General features: G+C 54.6%; 20 protein-coding genes. 8 read left to right on the top strand and 12 right to left on the bottom strand.

What is annotated here, in order from left to right; all coding sequences use genetic code 11:
- Positions 1–151: 151 nt before the first annotated feature.
- Complete coding sequence (locus B2R17_RS18600; RefSeq protein WP_286765142.1) at positions 152–2,077, bottom strand: rhamnogalacturonan lyase; 1,926 nt, start codon at positions 2,075–2,077, stop codon at positions 152–154.
- A gap of 73 nt (positions 2,078–2,150) precedes the next feature.
- Positions 2,151–3,839: a glycoside hydrolase 43 family protein gene (locus B2R17_RS18595; RefSeq protein WP_286765141.1), complete on the bottom strand. Its 1,689-nt coding sequence runs from the start codon at positions 3,837–3,839 to the stop codon at positions 2,151–2,153.
- A gap of 630 nt (positions 3,840–4,469) precedes the next feature.
- On the opposite strand from B2R17_RS18595, the gene B2R17_RS18590 reads away from it, so the two are divergent.
- Positions 4,470–5,333 carry a GDSL-type esterase/lipase family protein gene (locus B2R17_RS18590; protein WP_286765140.1) on the top strand — a complete coding sequence of 288 codons (864 nt, stop codon included), beginning with the start codon at positions 4,470–4,472 and terminating at the stop codon, positions 5,331–5,333.
- Positions 5,334–5,683: 350 nt separating this feature from the next.
- The gene (locus tag B2R17_RS18585; RefSeq protein WP_286765139.1) at positions 5,684–5,902 is read left to right on the top strand and encodes an addiction module protein; all 219 of its coding nucleotides are present in this window, start codon (positions 5,684–5,686) and stop codon (positions 5,900–5,902) included.
- A 304-nt stretch (positions 5,903–6,206) separates the two neighbouring features.
- Here the strand turns inward: B2R17_RS18585 and B2R17_RS18580 are convergent, their stop codons facing one another.
- The 3 genes from B2R17_RS18580 to B2R17_RS18570 are packed head-to-tail and all read right to left on the bottom strand — an operon-like array spanning position 6,207 to position 7,341.
- Positions 6,207–6,416: a hypothetical protein gene (locus B2R17_RS18580; protein WP_286765138.1), complete on the bottom strand. Its 210-nt coding sequence runs from the start codon at positions 6,414–6,416 to the stop codon at positions 6,207–6,209.
- The gene (locus B2R17_RS18575) at positions 6,416–6,781 is read right to left on the bottom strand and encodes a low molecular weight protein tyrosine phosphatase family protein (RefSeq protein ID WP_286765137.1); all 366 of its coding nucleotides are present in this window, start codon (positions 6,779–6,781) and stop codon (positions 6,416–6,418) included. Before B2R17_RS18575 ends, B2R17_RS18580 begins: the two co-directional genes overlap by 1 nt.
- Positions 6,778–7,341: a 3'-5' exonuclease gene (locus B2R17_RS18570; protein ID WP_286765136.1), complete on the bottom strand. Its 564-nt coding sequence runs from the start codon at positions 7,339–7,341 to the stop codon at positions 6,778–6,780. The genes B2R17_RS18575 and B2R17_RS18570 overlap by 4 nt, the downstream gene beginning before the upstream one ends.
- Before the next feature lie 38 nt (positions 7,342–7,379).
- Here B2R17_RS18570 and B2R17_RS18565 point away from each other — a divergent pair, with 38 nt between their 5' ends.
- From B2R17_RS18565 to B2R17_RS18555, 3 genes are all read left to right on the top strand, one after another.
- Complete coding sequence (locus B2R17_RS18565; RefSeq protein WP_286765135.1) at positions 7,380–8,372, top strand: hypothetical protein; 993 nt, start codon at positions 7,380–7,382, stop codon at positions 8,370–8,372.
- Between the two features lie 495 nt (positions 8,373–8,867).
- On the top strand, positions 8,868–9,119 hold the full coding sequence (locus tag B2R17_RS18560) for an addiction module protein (protein WP_286765134.1): 252 nt from the start codon (positions 8,868–8,870) through the stop codon (positions 9,117–9,119).
- Entirely contained in the window at positions 9,106–9,405 is a 300-nt protein-coding gene (locus B2R17_RS18555) for a type II toxin-antitoxin system RelE/ParE family toxin (protein WP_286765133.1), read from the top strand. Before B2R17_RS18560 ends, B2R17_RS18555 begins: the two co-directional genes overlap by 14 nt.
- A gap of 119 nt (positions 9,406–9,524) precedes the next feature.
- Here the strand turns inward: B2R17_RS18555 and B2R17_RS18550 are convergent, their stop codons facing one another.
- The 5 genes from B2R17_RS18550 to B2R17_RS18530 form a co-directional block, all read right to left on the bottom strand.
- Complete coding sequence (locus B2R17_RS18550; protein WP_286765132.1) at positions 9,525–9,899, bottom strand: hypothetical protein; 375 nt, start codon at positions 9,897–9,899, stop codon at positions 9,525–9,527.
- 510 nt (positions 9,900–10,409) lie between these two features.
- Positions 10,410–10,994, bottom strand: coding sequence for a hypothetical protein (locus B2R17_RS18545; RefSeq protein WP_286765131.1), 585 nt, complete (start codon positions 10,992–10,994; stop codon positions 10,410–10,412).
- Positions 10,995–11,893: 899 nt separating this feature from the next.
- Positions 11,894–12,553, bottom strand: a complete 660-nt coding sequence (locus B2R17_RS18540) for a S1 family peptidase (RefSeq protein WP_286765130.1) — start codon at positions 12,551–12,553, stop codon at positions 11,894–11,896.
- Entirely contained in the window at positions 12,495–12,791 is a 297-nt protein-coding gene (locus B2R17_RS18535) for a hypothetical protein (protein ID WP_286765129.1), read from the bottom strand. Before B2R17_RS18535 ends, B2R17_RS18540 begins: the two co-directional genes overlap by 59 nt.
- Before the next feature lie 154 nt (positions 12,792–12,945).
- The gene (locus B2R17_RS18530; RefSeq protein WP_286765128.1) at positions 12,946–14,397 is read right to left on the bottom strand and encodes a WG repeat-containing protein; all 1,452 of its coding nucleotides are present in this window, start codon (positions 14,395–14,397) and stop codon (positions 12,946–12,948) included.
- A 423-nt stretch (positions 14,398–14,820) separates the two neighbouring features.
- Here B2R17_RS18530 and B2R17_RS18525 point away from each other — a divergent pair, with 423 nt between their 5' ends.
- On the top strand, positions 14,821–15,483 hold the full coding sequence (locus tag B2R17_RS18525; protein ID WP_286765127.1) for a hypothetical protein: 663 nt from the start codon (positions 14,821–14,823) through the stop codon (positions 15,481–15,483).
- Between the two features lie 871 nt (positions 15,484–16,354).
- Here B2R17_RS18525 and B2R17_RS18520 read toward each other — a convergent pair.
- On the bottom strand, positions 16,355–16,615 hold the full coding sequence (locus B2R17_RS18520; RefSeq protein ID WP_007325233.1) for a hypothetical protein: 261 nt from the start codon (positions 16,613–16,615) through the stop codon (positions 16,355–16,357).
- 481 nt (positions 16,616–17,096) lie between these two features.
- Here B2R17_RS18520 and B2R17_RS18515 point away from each other — a divergent pair, with 481 nt between their 5' ends.
- Complete coding sequence (locus tag B2R17_RS18515) at positions 17,097–18,263, top strand: ParB N-terminal domain-containing protein (protein ID WP_286765126.1); 1,167 nt, start codon at positions 17,097–17,099, stop codon at positions 18,261–18,263.
- 254 nt (positions 18,264–18,517) lie between these two features.
- Positions 18,518–18,910: a hypothetical protein gene (locus tag B2R17_RS18510; RefSeq protein WP_286765125.1), complete on the top strand. Its 393-nt coding sequence runs from the start codon at positions 18,518–18,520 to the stop codon at positions 18,908–18,910.
- A 98-nt stretch (positions 18,911–19,008) separates the two neighbouring features.
- Here the strand turns inward: B2R17_RS18510 and B2R17_RS18505 are convergent, their stop codons facing one another.
- Positions 19,009–19,482, bottom strand: coding sequence for a hypothetical protein (locus B2R17_RS18505; protein WP_339886564.1), 474 nt, complete (start codon positions 19,480–19,482; stop codon positions 19,009–19,011).
- Positions 19,483–19,526: the final 44 nt, after the last annotated feature.

The following is a 19,526-nucleotide window of genomic DNA, read 5'->3' as shown; positions in this document are numbered from 1 at the left end:
CATTGCGTTGCTAACGAAACCAAGAAGCGTTGCGAAAGCAGAATTAAATGTCGCGGTATAAAGCACGGAAAACCAACGGCAGTGCCATTCGTTCCTGACACCTTTTTAGGTCTCCAAATTTTCTAGTGGTGAATCAGCTTTTGCATTCTTGCTACCGCTCGGCGGTTTGCGGTTCCAATTCAAAACTGGAAGCCTGCGTATCGGCATTGGGAAGCGGCACGACCTGAATATTCGATTTGGGCATATCCATGCCCGGTCCTAAATAAAACCCGGTGTGAGGCGGTTGATTATAGCCTACATTCTGCCAGGCAATCGCGAGCCGATAATGGGGATCATGCATTAACGTGGTCATCCGATGCTCCGTCGGAATCGGCGTGACATATAATCGCAGTTCGTTTTTATCTTTGGTCCGCCAAATGACTTCCTCTCGCCAATCGCCAAGAAGATCCGCGCTCAAGGTCGGCGTTGCCTTTGTCCCATTGCTGGAAGTGCAATTTTCAGCCGTCAACAAACGCTCCAATTTGGACTCATTCCAGTCCCATTTGCCAATCCAGTTTTTGTCGAGAACTTCGCGTAGCAGATCGCCATCCCACCAAGCGGCGAAGTTACAGGATGGAGGACTCCTGTCGCTGATTCTCTTGCCATCACTGTTGTACAGGCCACGGATGCCACCCCCAAAGACCCAGGATTCCACGCCCTTGTGCCTTGGGTCGATATCAATGGATAAGCCGCGGCCTGGCCCCTCGCCCCTCCTGCTTGTGGAAGGCAACTTCCAATACATCTTTCCCGTTGCGGCTTCATAATAGTGCGCGCCAGCGCTTCCTCTGGGCTCCTGAATGCGGAAGACTTCAAGACCGGGACGCGTTGGGTCAAGGTCTCCCACGTGGAGCGCGTCGCCATGGCCTAGCCTGGTGCTGTAAAGGCCCGTTCCATCGTCGTCGATAGTGCACCCGCCGTAAACGATTTCATCCTTACCATCGTTATCGACATCGTTAATGCTTAAACCGTGGTTACCTTGCCCCGAAAACGCTCGGTACTTCGGATCCGAGCTGCTGTCGAAAGTCCAGACATTCTCAAGCTTGCCTTCACGCCAGTTCCAGGCTGCGAGGACTGATCGCGTGTAGTAACCGCGGCACATGATCAAGGAAGGTTTTTCGCCGTCGAGATATGCGACGCCAGCCAGAAAACGGTCAACCCGGTTTCCATAGCCATCTCCCCAGATTCGATCCAACTGCTTGCCAGTTGGCGTTTCGGTGTCGGGGTGTCGAGCCGGAATGTAATCCACGGTTTTCATGGCCGCGCCAGTCTGACCATTGAAAATCGTCAAGAACTCGGGGCCCGCCAGTATTCGACCACCCTCGTTCACCCAGTTCGCGTTGGGATCGCCAATCACTGCGCCAACGCCGTCTACGGTCCCATCGGCAGTCTTGCAGGCAACCTCCGCAATTCCGTCGCCATCCAAGTCATAAACCATAAACTGAGTGTAGTGCGCCCCTTCGCGAATATTCTTTCCCAGATTAATCTCCCACAGCTTCGTCCCATCAAACTCGTAGGCTTGAAGAATTGGAGGATCGGTCATGCCTCCTTGACTGCTGTCGCGCCCTTTCCCGGTTTGATGGAGGACGATCTCATATTGTCCGTCGCCATCCAGGTCGCCTACCGACGCATCGTTCGGCGTATATCGCTCTGGTGTCTGCAGTGGAATGGAAAGGTAGTCAAATGGCGCATCGGTGGCGACCGTGAAGCTTCCGTCCGCCGCTCGCTCCTCGCCGTTAATAAGCGGCTTGACCAGATAAGTGGTTTCCGTTCCATGCCGAAATGCTTCATCGACAAGGAAAGTCGCGCCACTGACTGGCTTAAAGTTGACCCGTTCAGGAATCTCGCCCTCCACGACGCGATATACATTGAAGGAAACTCCGGCGGCGTCGGTTCCCAGCACACGCCAGGATACCGTGCATGAGCCGTCTTTTCGCGGGATTGCGACGACACCGCGATCTAACTGCTCCATCCATCGCTGTGCGCTTACGCTGGTGGTAAGCGTGATTAAGCCAACCAGGGCGAGACAAATTCGAGACATTGTTTTCATTGATTTTTAGATTGAGGGTGACTGCGGAGGCCACAACTCGGATATCAGTTAGCGGCTCAAACGGCTACTGCCCCTCGGGTCTCTGCCCATCGCTTTTGTAGCGAAAGTAGTCGAAATCCACATGACCTGCCGCCGAAGCTTGGCTGAGATGGTAGGTAAATAGGCCGAATTTGATTCCCTCGAACCAGTCGCGTCCGACCGAATAGTCGTCCCCAAGCCGCTGGAATGTTGAACCATCGATGCTGAAATAGAAACGAGGATTGGAGGGAGCGCTAATAGCAAGCTTCAGGTAGATCGTGTCGCCCTGAAAGTCGGGGCCATTGAAATACTTGCCTTTGATGTTGGCTCGAATCTTCAGCGTTCCATTCTCTTTCACCAATCCAATCCAGCCGTAGTTTTTTCCAAACAACGTTGCACCTGCTCGCTGGCCCTCAGACATTTGGCTTGCATCCATCTTGATGGTGGCCGAGCACTCCTTTCCCATCGCCAGCTGCACGAGTGTGTTGTAGGCGAAGTGAATGCTGTCTTCGACAAATGGGATTTTTAGATGGCGAACCCCGGCGATCCCGGATTTAGAGGAAATCGGTTTGGCTTTAAGCCGGAGCCAACCGGGCCGCTCTATCAATGACCAGAAAGCGTCGTCCGGATTGTGATTCCAGAGCCATTGCAGGCCGAGCGAATCACTTTCAAATTCATCCGAGCTTTGTGGAAGCGAAACGGGGAAAGCTTTTCCGACATTCGGCTTTGGGGAATGCGACACCGGTTCGCCGATCCCGTTCCCGTCGTGATCCTTTCCCATCCACGGCCACCCATCTTTATCCCAACCCGCCGGTTGCAAATGCCCGATGCGTCCCCAAGCCATGTGTTGTTGAAAGTGATAGAACCAGGACTCTCCGCTTTCCAGGTCGATCCATGATCCCTGATGCGGACCATTGATGTTCGTCGAGCCCTGTTCAAGCGTTTTTCGTTTCTCGTAAGGTCCCCAAATATTGCGAGAACGGAGCACGACCTGGTAGCCTTTGTCGATGCCGCCTTCCGGCGCAAAAATGTAATACTCGCCGTTCCGCTTATGAAACTTGGGACCTTCGAGCACTGGGCCTTTTGCGACAATCTTTCCTTCACCCGCAACCGTCGTCCCATCCCAGCTCATCTTGTGAATGATCAGCGGCCCTGCTCCCAGGCGACTTCGGATCAGATAGGCCTGCCTTCCATCCGGGCCATCACCTCCCGCGTCCTTCACATCATCCCATAAGGGACAGGGATCTTCCCAGTTTTTCTCATTCCGCACGAGCGTCCAGGGACTCCATGGGCCGGCCGGATTCGTCGCGGTCGAAAGCAGTAAGCCTTCTTGAGGTGTGCAAACGTAAACAAAGAATTTGCCCGCATGAAACCGAATGGCGGGTGCCCATGTTCCATGTTGGTAGGCCTGTCCGGGCGTGTCGTATCGTTCATGGATTTTTAACTCGCGGCTGATCCGAGCGATCAACGTCCAGTTGACCATGTCCTTGGAATGCAGCACCGGCATGCCCATGAAATGGTGCGATGCCGAAATCATGTAGAAGTCCTGATCGACTCGAATGACATCCAAGTTGTTGTAGTCGGCCAACAAGAACGGGTTCTTAAAGGTGCCATTTCCGAGGTCGCCCCAAGCAGCCTTCTGCGGCGTAGCCGACTCTTCTCGTTGCGTTTCTTGCGAAAGAGTTTGAGCCTGACTCAAATTGCAGAAGACCAGAGCGATCAGCGCAAGTGACACGGAGTGTTTAAAATGTTTCATTGATGTGGAACAGGAAAAAATGCGTCATTCAAATTGGAACAGGGCGACTCGTCGGAGAGTCTTCTCCGTCAAGACGTTGGTCGTACATTACGAATAGGCTTTTTAGTGACCGTTGGCCGGCGACGATTCTCTAGGTCAGCAATGCGGTTTATATGCTGCAATGAATCCAATCGGTAGCCTCTTGCGTGCTTCTCAGAATCATGATTCATGAACTTTGTCAAATCAGACCGCAATTCGATTTGAGCTTCAAATTCTTCGCGGTACCCCTGAAATGCCTTCGGCCGAAAATCGAATATTTTTCAGATGGCTCGAAGGATTCGTCCTCCCCTCGCGAATGCACTTGAAACGCAATTCTACATTGGAGCCCCGAAGTATGCTGAAAGCCAAGACTCGAATCTTCATAGCTTGCCTGCTGATCACGCAGTTCGAAGTAGCGAACGCGCAGGAGTCGCAGCAGACTTCAAACACTCCCAAGCCTGTTGTCTTCGACACCCAGCAAGACCGCCAGCACATGCTGGATCAGCTGGGAATCACGAAGCTGCGGCCGGGAAAGAGTGGCAATGCAGACGATCCAAACGCAGCGAACACGGATGAATCAGAGGCCAATCCGTGCCCGAACCCACGGACGACTCCACCAGCGTCGAACGCCCAACCACTCCCGGCAGTGCGGAAGTCCCAGACGAAGTGCGAATCAAGCGTCCAACGGCAGTAGAAGTTGCTCGCGCGAAAGCAGCGCTCGCGAAATTCGTCGACACGACCGACGCGGAAACAAGGGCGGTGCTCAAGGAGTTCCCAACGCTGGTCGAAGTTCGTGTGCCGCGTCCGAACTCGGCAATTGTTCCAGGCCTTGCTCCCTTCTTCCGACAGAAACATCAGCAGAACCTGGCAGTCGCCAAGCAGGGCAAAGCAGAGATCCTGTTCATGGGCGATTCGATTACCGACTTTTGGCGAAACGACAACGGTCCGTTTGCCGGGAAGAAGGTCTTCGAAGAGAGCTTTGGCAAATGGAACGTCGCCAATTTCGGGATTGCGGGAGACACCACGCAGGGTGTCCTCTACCGCCTTCAAAACGGCGAAGGTGAAGGGATCAATCCGAAAGCCATCATGTTAATGATCGGCACAAACAATACGGGGCGAAACACGGCTCCTGAAATCGCCGAAGGCATCGGAGCCATCGTGCTCGACATGCAAAAACGGTTCATTGATTCCAAAATATTGCTACATGCCGTCTTTCCACGTGGAAAGGCCGACGATCCTGTCCGCGGTAAGATCGCAGAGATCAACAAAGCCATCTCGCGGCTGCACGACGGCGACCGCATTCACTATCTCGACATCGGCGAGAAGTTCCTCGATGAAGATGGCAACATCCCACCGGACGTCATGGTTGACAGTTTGCATCCTTCGCAAAAAGGCTACGAAATTTGGGCCAAAGCAGTGAAGCAGCCCTTAGAAAACCTGATGCGCGACCGATAGCCGAGAAGAGCGATTTGCAGGTCCGAATGATCACTAGGAAGAAGGCGCGATCGTTGAGACTGGCCTCAGCTGCGAACGGGACCGCGGTCCCATTGGCGGTCCCATTCCTGCTCGTACTCAGGAATCTGCAGCCAATGAGGCACAAAAAAATCTGGAAGATTTTGCTCAGTACGACGCAAAATGCCCAGGCAATGTTGCTTCAGCTCCCTCGACAGGATACGAATGCATGTGGGTATTGCTCGGAAAAACGGCACTCTTTGACGAACTGAAAGCGAAGGCGGCGGGCGAATCGCGAGATTGAACTGCTCTCGTTAGTATTGAAGTCAACGCTGTCCAGAAAAGGAAAACCTATGTCAATTAAAATCCCTCTCGATTCCATGTCTGTCGCTGACAAGATGGAAGCAATGGAAACGATCTGGTCGAGCCTCTGCCAAAAGTCTGGTGATGTTCAGTCGCCCGAGTGGCATGGGGAAGTGCTTGCGGAACGCGCGCGCCGATTAGCCAGCGGCGAAGCAACCATATCGACTTGGAGCGATGCCAAGGCCCGATTGCTGAAACTGGGCCAATGATCGTCAACATCAGCAGTGACGCGTAAGCGGACATTGCCGATGGATTTTGGTTCTACGAGGGACAAAACATAGGACTTGGCGACTACTTTCGGTCGTCAATCATCGCCGACATTGATTCACTTGCGATCGACGGCGGCATTCACGAGCAAGTCTGCGGCTACCACCGTTCGCTCTCGCGGCGGTTTCCCTTCACGCTCTACTACCGAGTCGATCAAGACGTCGTGTTAGTCGTCGCAGTTCTCGATGCACGGCGAAGCCCATCATGGACACGCAAGCGGCTCGGGCACTAAACGCGGCGTAGCCGTCAAGGCCAATGCTCGTTAACGTAGTCCTCCGCGTCGGCGGCATCGACGATGAACGACTGCCACGGGCGAAGCGACGGATGAAAGCACGCTTGGTATAGGAAGCCAAACCCAGAAACGCTGGCCTGGACGCTGAAGTCTTGGCGAATTTCTGGTCCGGGCTTTTCGAGGTCCAACGTTACGGCGACCAGCCCTACCGATTGTTCGAGCACTACCTCGGCGGGAAACGCTTTGATTCACCAAGTGAAATTGCAATGATCGGCTCCGCCGCCGACCGGATCAACTCCACCAACTCGTCGTCCATGAACCGGTAGTCGTCCGGAATGTCAAGCACATGCATCGGCTTGAACTTTGCTTCGCCAGGAAAGTCGGCCAAGATCCGTTGTCGATGTTTGTCTTCCATCACCAAAATCACGTCCGCCCAAGCGATATCACTCGCCCGAATCGTCTGCACCGCCGCCTTCGCCGTGCCACGCGATCGAACGGACACCCGATCGTCACGTCGATAGATCGCCTCGGCCGTCGGACTTCGCCATTGATTCTTGCTGCACACGAACAGCACGTTGATCGTCTTCACAACGCAATTCTTCGCGATTTGGAAAGAAGCCGGCATAAGACGTCCGCGATGTTCCATGCATCGTCATCACCTCGGTGATGCGTCCCCTCCATCGTCATCCCCAGTCTGTCGTAGGCACCGTCCAAGCCGACCTCGTGATTCAACCCAAGCGAAACCGCGAACAGGGTCTTCACGTTCAGATGCGTCAGCCCGAACGGATAGCCAACGCCGGCCGACTGGCACACCCGTTCAAATTGTCGCCGGTCGTAATCGCCCCAACTGGCCCATAACCGATCTTTCGATGCGAACTCTTTCTTAAGACGCTTGATCGCGTCTGCCAAAGTACCAGCACCCGCGAACATCTCCGGCGTCAGCGTTGTCAGTTCAGTGCAGAACTCGCTGATCGTCGACCGCTCTGGCTTCACCAAAATGCTGTGCTTGCCGATTCGCTTCAGAGAGGCAACATCGACCAGGCACAAACCAATCTCGATGATCTCGCTCTCCTCGCCTTCGGGCGGTCCACCGTCCCAACACGTCGACTCGACATCAACAACGAGAATCTGATCCAATTTGCGTGCCATCGCGGCGGTCCATTCAGTCTCGAAAAACAACAAACGTCATGACTTGGTTGACAAAGCTTACCGGAATCGAGGAAGAATCGCCTGAACAGGTTCGCCGAGAATTATCGATCGAAAGCGATCAGATCGTTTGCCCCGACGGAAAACGATTTGCGTTCGGTCGTTTGGAAACACCGAAGTTATCGGAACTTCGTCAAACCGTTTCGCAACTCGACGCTCGAACGCATCCATCGACGATTCGCGAACACGTTGGCGACGTTCGCCAGCTGCACGCGGACTCGGCCAACGCGGGCGTTCTGTTCCAAGTCGCGTCACAATTCAATCTATTGGAAATGACCGGCCCATCGGTCACTCCGGAACGCGGCGTCGGCATCTATGAGAACGACCCAACGCAAGGCCCGGCGTGCGCGATCGCCTGTGGAGCGAGCACGATCTATCGCAACTACTTTGCACCGGTCGGCGACCGCATCGGCCAATCCGCCGACCATCAAATCGACTGCTCCGCCGATCTGGGAAGCAAACTCGGCAATCAAGACGGCCAGCTTTGGCAAATGCAAAACGGCTATCTTTTCCCGTCCGACGATGGCCTTCGGCGCATCACCAATCGTCTGCAATCGGCAAGCGAATCGGACTTGGACGAACTTCGCGGCGAGTTGCGAATCGGCCTGCAATGGCAAGCCGACGTGACGCTTCCCGGTATTGAACATCGCGTCAGCCAAGCGTATTGCTCCGCACTGCCGGTTGCCTACGGTGGCCAGCGTGCCAAGTTGTGGACGGACTTCGCCAAGCTGATCCTCGACGCCGCCTATGAAGCAACACTACTGGCCGCCGCTATCAACGCGTCACGCACCGGCGTCAATGTCGTCTACCTCACGCTGCTCGGCGGAGGCGTGTTTCGCAATGACGACGCCTGGATCATCAGCGCGATCGAAAGAGCGTTCTTGAAAACGAAGTCGCACGGTCTCGATGTAAGAATCGTCTCGTATCGGCAATCCAAACCTGCGGTCTCGCAGTTCTGCAATCGCATCGAATGACAACCTCAAGTCATTGGCGTTTCGCACCGTGACGCCAACCAAGCTTTCACGTCAACCGGTTTTACGAACAGCCGATGGCAGCATTCAGCGATTGAAGTAGGCCGGACCAAGGCACAGCACTCTGCTTGGTCCGACGCACGCCTCGCGGGATCACTGGGACCTGAGAGCGACGACACAAAAAAACCCGTGCAACGCTGGATTGCACGGGGCCAGAATGCCTGGAGACTGATCTCTCAGGTCCCCCGGCAGGAGAAGCACAACCTCACAAAACACTAGTGAAACCGGAGGTTTGCCTATGTCGTGGTGCGATTTTCGGTGCAGTAGGCTCATTGGCAATGGAAGATTCCGCTCTACGCACACTCGTGCAGTCCTGGTCCACGCTAGACCAAACCACCAAGGAGATCATCCAAACCATCGTCGAAAGTCGGTCTTCGACTGGATGACGCTGGCTTGATATACTGGGACCGGCGTCATCGTTCACTCAAGGGTCCACTCATGTCCGAATCCACCCATCAACTCATCACATCTGCGTTGCAACTTGCTCCCGCAGATCGAGTCGTCGTTGCGAACGCCATTCTTGCCAGCTTGGAAAGCGAAACTGACGATCACGAATCGCAAGAGATTCGCGAGTCTTGGTCTGACGAGATTAGCAATCGCATCGCCGATATTGACAGCGGTCGGGTAAAGACAGTTCCTTCGTCGGAAGTATGGAAACGAATCGGCGGGAAACCCAGTGGTCGAACTTGAGTACCACCCTGACGCGTCCGATGAAGTCGCCGAGGCGTTTTCCTGGTATGCCAGGATCGCCCAGGAGATAGGCGAGCAGTTCAAGCTTGAGTTTGAACATGCCGAAGAGCTTGTGCAGCGATCACCCGATTCTTGGGCGGCGTATCTATTGGAAACGCGAGGCTTCCGATTCCAGAAGTTTCCATTTGTTCTCGCTTACATCATTCGCGACGAAAGAGTTCTCATCGTCGCGTTGGCTCACACAAAGCGAAAACCAGGCTACTGGCGTGAGCGTTTGGAACAGTGAGTTTTGTTCGTTGCACGCGATAGTCGAGCCCGCCAAAACCATCCGTTGTTCGCCAATTAGCCGGTAACCAGGCTTGAGCAGAACTATCGCGAGTCCTTCGGGTCAATGTGCGGAGATACTCAAGACGGTGGGGAAACGGATGGTGCCAGCCACCTAACCCGCTCGCGCCTGGCGGAGCGAAGCGACCGCCTGAGCCTCCCCGGCGAGCGATAGCGAGAAGGCGAGGCGATCGCGTCGATGTAGCGGATGTTTGCCCATTGGACCCAGCACGGCGAATCGTAGTCATAGTCGACGAGCCACAACCAGTGAGCGGGAATGTAGCGGAGACGCGTGTAGCGGATGAAAGCACCGGAGATCAAACGAATCGCGAAAGCGATGTACAACCCCGCGAGAAGCAGGATCGCGTAGATGTGCGAAAGCACGTTGAGAACAAAGTCCCGAATGGGGCGACGACGTCGGACGAAGACGGGGATGTCGGAATCGAGAATGTCCATAGCGAAGTGAGGGATAGAAGGTCGGGAGCGAAAGGTCGAACATCGGCCCCTCGCACTTGTGCGTTGGAGGGGCCGATGTTTGACCCGAGCGGACGACCGGAACGAACGATCGGAGCGGTGGCCTGCCGATCGACTTTGACCCTCGAAAGAAGTGGCTAACCGCTTGCGGACAGCCTGAACCGGGCTCAGAAGCCCGGCGGAACGGAAGACGCTCTAAAGCATCGTCACGCTAGAATGCGGAGCCGTCGCGTGACGTATCCGCAGTGAGGAACGAACGGAGGCCACGTTTCGCGGCGGCGGAGCATGACCGAAGCGAATGAGCGCAGGCACACGGACAAGCAACGGTGCTAGCGAGGAACGAGCGGGCCGGTGATTGTCCGTGTGACAAGCGAAGTCTCCATCGTCCGAGCTATGCTCCAACACCACTGCACGCTCGGTCTCCAACCCAAACGACATTGACGTGCCAGATAGGCATCAGATTGCCTCGGGGCCGCTATGATCGCCGCGAGTCTACTTGCGAGTCGAGACCGTTGTGTGGATGGCAGCGGCTGCAACTCCGGTGTACCCATGTGTAACAGCACCATCTGGCCACGTAATTCGGAAGACCGCATCTAACCTATATCCCTGCTGAACGTTTGAAATCGTTCTAATGCGAATTTGATTGAATGGCTCCAGGTCAAAACTCACCTGCCCGACGACGCCACCATGGTCAGCGCAACGCAAAACACCTTCGTAATGGATGGACTCGCTAGCCTGAGGCGCTTCCAGCGAGATTAAAAGAGGTCCTTCTTCTCGGCCGAATAGGCTAATGTCATCCAAGGTTTCACACACAAGAACCAGCTGACCATCGTCAGACGCCCACGTTTTCCCTAAAAACTCTGGCGTATGTTGGCTCCAAAAATATGCCAGAACAAGAGCTCCGCATAATGTAACAAGTCCAAGCGCCATCTGTGCTAAAGTTTTCGCGGCTGCATCCTGCCAAACTTTGATCAATCGACGACGGCTAAAGATTCCACGAACCAACTCGCCAACAGATTGTCTATTTTCTGAAGACATTGCGTTTTCCTCTGGGATAATGATGAAATAAAAGTCCACCAGAGAAAATGGGCAAGAATCATGGAGTAGTTCGCATGTACTTTGGCGACCGAATGGTCAGTTAACATGCGAACGGCGGCCAAGCAGTCTCCAGATCCCTGTCATCCCACCAACGCGACAGTAGCTCTCTGGATACTACTGCTCGCTGGACCCAAATAAGTGAGAGAAGGGTGGCGATATATGAGTGTGAACATGCGAGCAAATTTGCTTTAGAAAGCAAACCTACATTCCAGAGATATCCCAGTCGCCTTGGCGTTGGTGAAGAGGATAGAAGTCGCATCTCTACTCGATCAGATGAACAAAATTGAAGGGTTCAATCCTGAATCAAAATTCTTGTTGCCGACCTGCATGAAGGCACTCGAATTCGACTCAACCACCCTCCTCTCGTAATACGGGGGAGGGAAATTCTGTTCCAGAGAATGCGGAAGGGAATGGCGGTCCCGAAAGCATCGCCTGATTATTGTGTTTCCCACATCACAGTCAAGGATTTTTTTCAATTTTCTTTGAAATCGCTCTGAACGATCCCATCAAAGCACTTTCTAAACAACACTGCGTTTACCGATGGCTACGGCGTGTAGATTTTCGCGGCGAACGCCTTGAGCTTGAGCCCGATCGCCTATTCAATCGGCGGCCTGCAATTTTCGACTTCGATGATCGCCAGACGCGGGCGAGCCACATCAGCCACGGCAGGACGACCGCAACGCCTCCGGCTCCGAAGCCTAGCCACTTTCCAAACAACCACCACGCGAACTTGCTCTTCGCGTTGTCGATGCGGTCTCGAACGAGGCCTCGGTTCCAGCGGCGGTTGTTTGTCCATGGGTTGAAGTCGTCATCGGCTGGTTCGACTTCTTCGGAGTGTGGCTCCCTGTTGCCGAAACCCCAACGGTCCAGGAACGTAATCAGGCGATCGCCGCGAAGCAGGCCGCTCGATGCTTGTTTTCGACGAAGACTATCAGCGTTGGCGTCACACGGATGTTGTAGCCCTTGGCGTTTGCCTTCGCGATGCCGAGCGTTTCGTAGCGAACGTCGGCGGGCATGGATTGCTTTTGCAGTTCGCAGGGTTGGCATCCGTTTGACGTGACGAGAACCAAATGCACTCGCGATTGCCAAAAGGGTATCGCGTCGTCGGGTAGTTCGCTTTCGACTTCGACGTGAACGAATGAGCGAACGGCGCCGGCGTTCATCGCGAGTCCGTGACCGTCGCCGGTTCTCCATGCGACCAAGCCAACGACGTTGGTTCCTTCGTCGTTGAATAGCGGTGAACCGGAGCGACCCGGCAACGCTTCGGGCTTGTAGTAGATCAAGCTTCGCGTTTGCCTGACGACGTGACCGTGTTGCAGGCTGACGGCGGCCCCTCCTTGGGCACCTACCGTCAGCACGGTTTCGCCATCGGCCAATCCTTTGGCCAACTTCCCATCTGACAGGGCGGAAACCTCTGCAAGCGGCACAACGGGCATCGGTCCTGGGAAAACTGATCGCGGAAGTTCGACAATCGCAAAATCAATCGAAGAGTTGCGGGCGATGTGCGAACGAACAGAACCCCGGTGTGGCCGTGCCACCGCGACCAGCGATCGGGCGAGACCGATAACCCGAGTGTTCAAATTCGAGCTTCACGCGACTGCCGGTTCTGCCGACGACGTGTGCGTTTGCCAGAACGCGGTAGCTGTCCTCGTCGGCATCGAAGATGCGGCAGGTTGCTTGCAAGACGCGGTCCGTGGTCGTGGCATCTGGACTGTCGGCGATTGCAGCGGCGGCGGCAAACGCGACAACAAAAACAGCGGCAAGATTGCGGCACATTCAAAAACCTCTGTGTGAGAAACGATCCTTTCGTTGAAGGATGCGTTCGCCCTCGCGGAGTTCAAGTGCCGACTTTGGCTCGGTCAAACGAACCCAATGCGCCGAATGGAGCAAAGCAGAGTCGAGTGGTTGAGAGCGGACGAAAATATCCGAATCAATTTTCCAGAATGATTCCGACGGTCTTGTCGGGATACTTCTTTCGCAGCGCGTCCATGCTCTCGCAATGATAGAAGCTAACGAAGTAGTCTGTATCTTCAGAGTCTTCGGACTCCGCATCACCTTGCATCGCGTACACTTCCAGATACGCCACTCCGTCAAACGAAATCATCATATTGATCTTGCCGGGTTCGGAGCCATAGTCCGTGTAGTCCTTTACCTCCACGTCATCAGATCGCTTCGACAAGTAGAACTTTCTCAGTCGCTCTAAATTTCCATCGCAGACAAAGACGATCGCATTTTCGCAGTCCCAGTTGTACGACAACGGCTTGGCCTCATTGCTAAAGTCTGGCAGGTAGCTTTTGAGTGGATTGCGGATCGAATATTGAAGAGGCAGTTCCCATTGACTCGTTGACCAAACAATGGCTCCTTCGCGATTTACGTAGCCCTGCCCTGAGTCGTCACGGAACTCCGCTAGCTCTCCGTTGAATTTGGACAGATCGTCAAACCTGCATTCAACGATGACGGTTCCATCTGGTTTCACAAAACCATTCTTCTCGTTCTTCCGAACCCAGATCAACTCATCGCGGTAGCGAATAGGCTCGGCACCAAAATCCGGCAGCACGGTTGCGTCCGCGTTCAGGCTTATGGAGTAGAACCTTCCCTGCTTCTCGCCGATGAAAACAGTTCCCGGGTCAGGTTCCGTGATTTGCTCATACTCTCCGGGCCTGATGACAACCTTTCCATTGCGGTCAACTAAGCCTACTTTGCCATCTCCGTAGACTCGGCAAAGCCCACCGCGAACTCCTGAGATAGCCGTGTACGTCCCTGGGGCCACAATTTGATTTCCGTTGAGGTCAATCAACGTTACGTAGTCGTCCGACTCGTCGCGGATCGTGATGCTGGCTCGGTCCTCGTAAAACGCGTCTCCGTAGAGAAAGTGTTTTGGACGCAGGACGACTTTTCCCGTGTAGTCCATGTATCCACGCTCGGAACTACCGTCCCCATTTCCAATCTGAAAACTGGTCAATCCTTGACTGAATGACCATCCAAACGAGCTGAACTTCATCGGAGCGACCAACTTTCCAGTTCGGTCGATCAGTCCTTTCAAACCGCTTGAACTCGATGCGTCTCGAACGACCGCGACGCCATCCTCGAAACTCGAGTATCCGTAGGAATCGTAGGCTTCACGTTTGTTGTAGAAATCTGGCAATCTCGCTGGAATGACGAACTCTCCGTTCTTGTCAATAAATCCATCGTAGGTTCGGTCGAAAACGCGATCTGTTTCGCTGGTTCCAAAGACAGATACCACTGCAAGGCCCTCACTGAACTGATCCGCCTTCGCGTATTGCGGCTTAATCACGACTTTGCCAGTTGAGTTGATGTAGCCCCATTTCCCCTCAACTGAGATGGGCCAGAGCTCTGGCTCGGCGGAATTCGTCTGACTCATCACCCCAATTACCAAGGTGAGAAACGCGAGAAACTGTGCGGTATTTTTGTGCATGGCCTCGACTACTGCTGGAACTTTTTGCACCAAATTTTAGCAGTTATTGGGCATGGTGGACCAAACGTTTCACGGCGACCGTGAACACTGCGAAGCACGCCACCGGTCTGTCCGTAGTGAACGTGGCGACGGTTCCTTTCAGCGCTGACTTGTCGCGTCGTCCGTTAACGATCGGCAACCGAAACGAGACAATCAGCCAAGTGCATGAACGTGAACGAACAGCGATGAGAAAAACCGAAAACAATTTTCGGATGCCAGAAGAAGCACGGCGATGCACGAAGATGACTGGAGTGGCAAGCGGAACGACAACGGTTCAATCAACCGGCTTTGCAAAGCTGGACGAGAACGATTCTGTCGGTAGCATCCTGAATGTCGCGACCGCACGACGATGGCATTCGCGGCGATCAAAGTCGGATCGGAAGTGAACAGCGAACGATTGCACTTCGTTTCCCGCGAAGTGCCGCCCCAGACGTTCAGTGGAGAGCGATCATCGCACTGGCACGCTACGGCGGACTACGCACGCCGAGCGAAACGCTGCTGCTTCGTTGGAGCGACATCAACTGGGAACGTGGCCGCATGTTGGTCCGGTCGATCAAGACCGAACATCAAGAAGGCAAAGCCAGCCGCATCACGCCGTTGTTTCCCGGGGAAACGGATGGTGCCAGCCATCTAACCCGATCTGCTTTGGATTGCCGGAACAGCGCTCCGCTTGGTCCGGCCCACGCCTCGCGGGATCACTGGGACCTGAGAGCGACGACACAAAAAAACCCCGTACAACGCTGGGTTGTACGGGGTCAGAATGCTTGGAGACTGATCTCTCAGCTCCCCCGACAGGACTTCTCCGACGGCGGAAATCACGGTGTTTTCTTAACTGAAATTAAAAACACCACCGAATCCACCACCTCTGCTGTGATCGTCGGCGAGTGCATCCGCAATCACTTGGATGATCCAGAGTTGGCTGAGCTGCTGCGTCTTCTTCATGCGTTGAGTAGCCCACGCAATTCGGCGGATTTCAATCGACCGGGAAACTGAATGGGTCAACCAATCCATTTCGCACCCAATCACGAGGGTGGCGGCAGAGTTCTTCCCGGTTCTCGGGACGGATTGTGTTAACACGTGCCGCCGCCCTCAACTTTGGAGTTGTTTCGATGAACAAATCAGGCACCATTGAGAACAGCAACCATTACAAGCAACATTACCGACGCCTCCGATGGATGCCGTCTCCTCCTTGCCCTCGCGGGCATCACGCCGCCGGGACTAGACTCCTCAAATTTGGAAGAGACGGACGAACAACTTCGCCGGCTACAGGATGCTCGCGTTGCATCCAAAGTCAGAGGAGCGACGCCCGGCGACGTTCGCTCGGCGATTATCAAGGGCAACTGGCAACGTTGCGGATTTGAGTAAAATTGAACCCATCGGTGGATGCCAACCGACTGAACTGTCCAGCGATGTCGCCTGAAGGCAATCAGGAGAATGAACGAAGCACAGGGGCTAAAAAAGCCGCCAACGCACAGGAGTGAATCCTGGGGTTGGCGGCCGATTGTTAGCTTGGCGACAATTGGCCTTTCAGCCTTTCAATTAAGTCGCTGGCCTGTTGCAACTTCAAAGCTTGCGACGACGCGACGCCGACCTCCAAGAACAAGACTTCGACTCGCTAGCCTTGCTCGCGTCACTGCTATGTGGCGACGGCGACGACTTTGTGCGAACCGCGGGTCCGCGGTCAAACTGTCGCCACGTACTGGGAAGATCGCATCGATGCGTATCGCCGATCACGTTTTCGATGCTTCAACGAAGGCGACACATTCGTGGCTAATCAGGCGAGTCGCAGTTGACTGCTTGTGCGTCTAGTCAGCGAGCAAGTTATCGGCACACGATGTCGCCAGACACACTCAACCGAAAACGCTCACGTGCGAATGTTGGCTCCGCTGCCGAATCGGCCGTCACGCGGTAGCACGCAGATTTCGATGCAGGTTAATTCGTACGAGTGGTCGGCTTCAATTGCCGCATCGAGCGAGATACCTGAGTAGGCAGCGTCCAACTCGAGCAACAATTCACGCACCTGGGGCGGCGTTGGCGGTGATCGAGACCACCACAACCTGCAATGCGACAGTATCGCTTCAATCACGTCGGCTCCTGGCGGTTCGATGAACGACACCACCTTCATCTGGTCGTCACACTCGGGACTTCACAAGGGGGCGACTTCGTAGACTCGCTTGATCAACGTCGCCCACCCCGTTGCACATCCGCCTGACCAACGCCTCGTGTACTTACGATGCATACAGACAGGACGAGACATGTGTCATCTGTACTCCATCAGCGAACTGACCATTCGGCGTCACACGCATTTTTCGATGAGTCCTCGCAGAATGCACGATCATTTGTCATCGCTAAGAATCGCAACAAACTGCCCGCGTATTTGCATGGATGATCAGTATCTGACAGCTCGGCACATTATCACCTGTACCGGGATGAAGAGATTGCCTTAGCCGGCAACGGCCCGCAAAATTGGACATCGTCTCGCATTAGCCATGCTTGCTTCTGTCACCGTGATCAAACCAATCCAAGTTGGGCGGCGGCCAAGTTCTTCCGGATACTCCGGGGATCGCGGTGACACGGGCCGCCGCCCACTTCCATATGGATCGACGATGTCAAAAACAACCAAGTCTACGTATGCATTCCCAGCAGTTGAGACGGCCCTCCAGACCCACAAAAGAATTCGTGGCGTGCACGATGTTTGCAACTCCGTTGAGCCGATGTCAGCAGAGGAATTCGACCGGCTCGTTCATTCGATCGAACAGTCGGGTCTGCTCACACCCGTACTCGTCGACCCTGAAGGCTATCTTCTGGACGGCAGAAGTCGGCTGTGTGCACTACACGTGTTGGGCATCCCGATCTCCGACCAAATGTTCGAGACCACCGTTCTTCCTCCACGTTTGTTCGAACAGCTAAATCGAGCCGGACGGCATTTGACGAAGGGGCAACTGATCATGGTTGCAAACGAGCTATTGAAAGCAGAACGCCGAGAAGGAACGAAACTGCCTGCGGGTGCCAAATTGCCCAAACAGTTTCAAATGAATCCAGTTGCAACGTCACCCGTTGCACCCGGGCGGAATGCAACCGCCCTTGATACGGTGCCGAAGTCAGATGGCCAGCCTCGCGAGAGGCTGCAGCATGCGGAATCGCTTCGCAAGAATGATACTGAGCTCGCCAAACAGGTTGACAACAGAGAGCGGGATTGGGACGCCGATATCGAAAACCACGGTCTGAGCAAGCCCGAATCAAACGCAAAGAAGAGCTCAATCACATCGGAGTGCGAGCATGATCTCGGTAAACCATCCGAGCCTCCAGTTGACAGCGGACTGTCACCAAATGAACTCATGGCACTACGCCACCTTTCTGACCAACTCTTAAAACAGGCCGCACTAGGTGACGTGACCCGGATCATCCGCGACTACTTGAGGGAGTGTTGCGACGAGGATCGCCCTGACCATCACCCAAGTCTGAGACAACTGGCCCTGTACTGTCAGTGTGATGTTGAGCGACTTCGTCACGTCGCTTGGGCAGACTACTTCTGGCTAGAGCTAGAAGCAGTAGGTGTGATTCTGGCGCTCGCTGGCGTCTATCCAGCCTGTACTTCATTGGGCCTCACCGAGACGCGAATCATCCGTTCCCAAATTGCCGCGGAGTGGCTCGCAAATGAACACGACAATGGTCTGCCGCTTTCAACGTACTTGACACAGGAAATCGTCACGTCTCATGAGCGGGCAGCGAACTGCGGTGCAGACAACCTCAGAACGGCAACTGGTATGTGACGCTTTTGGGGAAGTTTAGGTGCTGGGGCTTCAGAGTGAGGGGTGGAATTTCCTTGATTCCACCCCTCACCGAGATGTCCACATTCATCGGCCCCCTTGTGAATTACGCCTTTCGATGCAAGTCAACGTCAACGTCGAATCGTCCATTGCAAAACCATCACGTCTTTTGCAGTCTCAAACCAACACGAAACCTATCATCCCGCGGCAAACTCCGCGGTTTCATGCAAAAACCACTCGACTTTCACTGGAATCCAATGTCGACTCTCACGCAACCGGCTCAAACCAACAGCCAACAAATCAGCAGCTACCTTCAACGGTGTAACAAGCGAGGCAACTCGCTAAGGTCGAACCAAAAGTGCTTTCCCAACTACAGGCAACTGGGGAAATTCTGTTTCCTTGATCCCTCGACGATTGGAAGGATCGCCAGTGGAAAGCAGAAGAGCGTGCAGACGGTTACGTCTGACATCCTTCTCGCACTGTCCGGGATCGCACCACCAACCAGCCATGACATGAACCAGCCAGACATGCAGGAGCAATGGAGCCGAGTATGCGATGCACAGCAGGCGCTTGATGACTTCGCACAGTCAGCCGATGACGTACTCGATTACATTATGCAAGGCATCGAGGAACGACTGCAGGCCAACTGATCTCAGCCGAAGCTCTGGGAGCTAAAAAACAGCCGCTCTGCCCGCCGCCAAAGGACGACGGGCAGAGCGGCTTTCATTTTCGTTTGACGCCATGCACGCTAGTGAACCAGTTGCTCCTTGAGTTTGCCGATCAGTTCGCTGGCTTGCTTCAGTGTCAGTCGTTGCGGTGTCGAGACGCCGTAGACCTCGTCCAAGTGAGAAGCCAGTCGCGTGTTGGTCTTCGACGCGATCGCATGGATCGCTCGCACCTGTGCTTCCGTTGCCGGACGCGGATCCGGCCCCGAACGTGCGTGACTCTTGGCGTGCCTGTTTTCGACAAGGTCACCCGGTCCGCTTGCAAGCTCCCGGTCAACTTGCCGGCGACATACCGTGAAGGCTTGCTGCAGGCGATCCGAGAGCCGGCCGGCGTCCGCGTTCACTTCATCATCGATGTCGATTTCCATTTGGCAGGTTGCAGCGGTTTCGCCACCACCAGCCTGCCCGTCGTGGCGAGTCAAGCTCACCGTCAATCGTGTCGTCATGTCCGTGTCCTTGTTGGTGTCAGAGAGTTTGGTTTCGGGGAGGTGAATCACTGCCGGGCAAAAGCCAGTGACAATGGAGCCATTCGATCTCGGCC

Source organism: Rhodopirellula sp. UBA1907 (assembly GCF_002337565.1).
Classification (GTDB): Bacteria; Planctomycetota; Planctomycetia; order Pirellulales; family Pirellulaceae; genus Rhodopirellula; species Rhodopirellula europaea.
Note: the sequence above shows the minus strand (reverse complement) of the source record. Positions and strands in the feature narration are given on the sequence as shown.

What these genes read in the sequence shown, in the direction of transcription:
- B2R17_RS18510 (WP_286765125.1), top strand. Translation starts at nt 18,518, where the DNA reads ATGTCGACTCTCACGCAACCGGCTCAAACCAACAGCCAACAAATCAGC.
- B2R17_RS18515 (WP_286765126.1), top strand. Translation starts at nt 17,097, where the DNA reads ATGTCAAAAACAACCAAGTCTACGTATGCATTCCCAGCAGTTGAGACG.
- B2R17_RS18550 (WP_286765132.1), bottom strand. Translation starts at nt 9,899, where the DNA reads ATGGACATTCTCGATTCCGACATCCCCGTCTTCGTCCGACGTCGTCGC.
- B2R17_RS18585 (WP_286765139.1), top strand. Translation starts at nt 5,684, where the DNA reads ATGTCAATTAAAATCCCTCTCGATTCCATGTCTGTCGCTGACAAGATG.
- B2R17_RS18535 (WP_286765129.1), bottom strand. Translation starts at nt 12,791, where the DNA reads ATGTGCCGCAATCTTGCCGCTGTTTTTGTTGTCGCGTTTGCCGCCGCC.
- B2R17_RS18525 (WP_286765127.1), top strand. Translation starts at nt 14,821, where the DNA reads ATGTCGCGACCGCACGACGATGGCATTCGCGGCGATCAAAGTCGGATC.
- B2R17_RS18530 (WP_286765128.1), bottom strand. Translation starts at nt 14,397, where the DNA reads ATGAGTCAGACGAATTCCGCCGAGCCAGAGCTCTGGCCCATCTCAGTT.
- B2R17_RS18565 (WP_286765135.1), top strand. Translation starts at nt 7,380, where the DNA reads ATGACTTGGTTGACAAAGCTTACCGGAATCGAGGAAGAATCGCCTGAA.
- B2R17_RS18600 (WP_286765142.1), bottom strand. Translation starts at nt 2,077, where the DNA reads ATGTCTCGAATTTGTCTCGCCCTGGTTGGCTTAATCACGCTTACCACC.
- B2R17_RS18560 (WP_286765134.1), top strand. Translation starts at nt 8,868, where the DNA reads ATGTCCGAATCCACCCATCAACTCATCACATCTGCGTTGCAACTTGCT.
- B2R17_RS18520 (WP_007325233.1), bottom strand. Translation starts at nt 16,615, where the DNA reads ATGAAGGTGGTGTCGTTCATCGAACCGCCAGGAGCCGACGTGATTGAA.
- B2R17_RS18570 (WP_286765136.1), bottom strand. Translation starts at nt 7,341, where the DNA reads ATGGCACGCAAATTGGATCAGATTCTCGTTGTTGATGTCGAGTCGACG.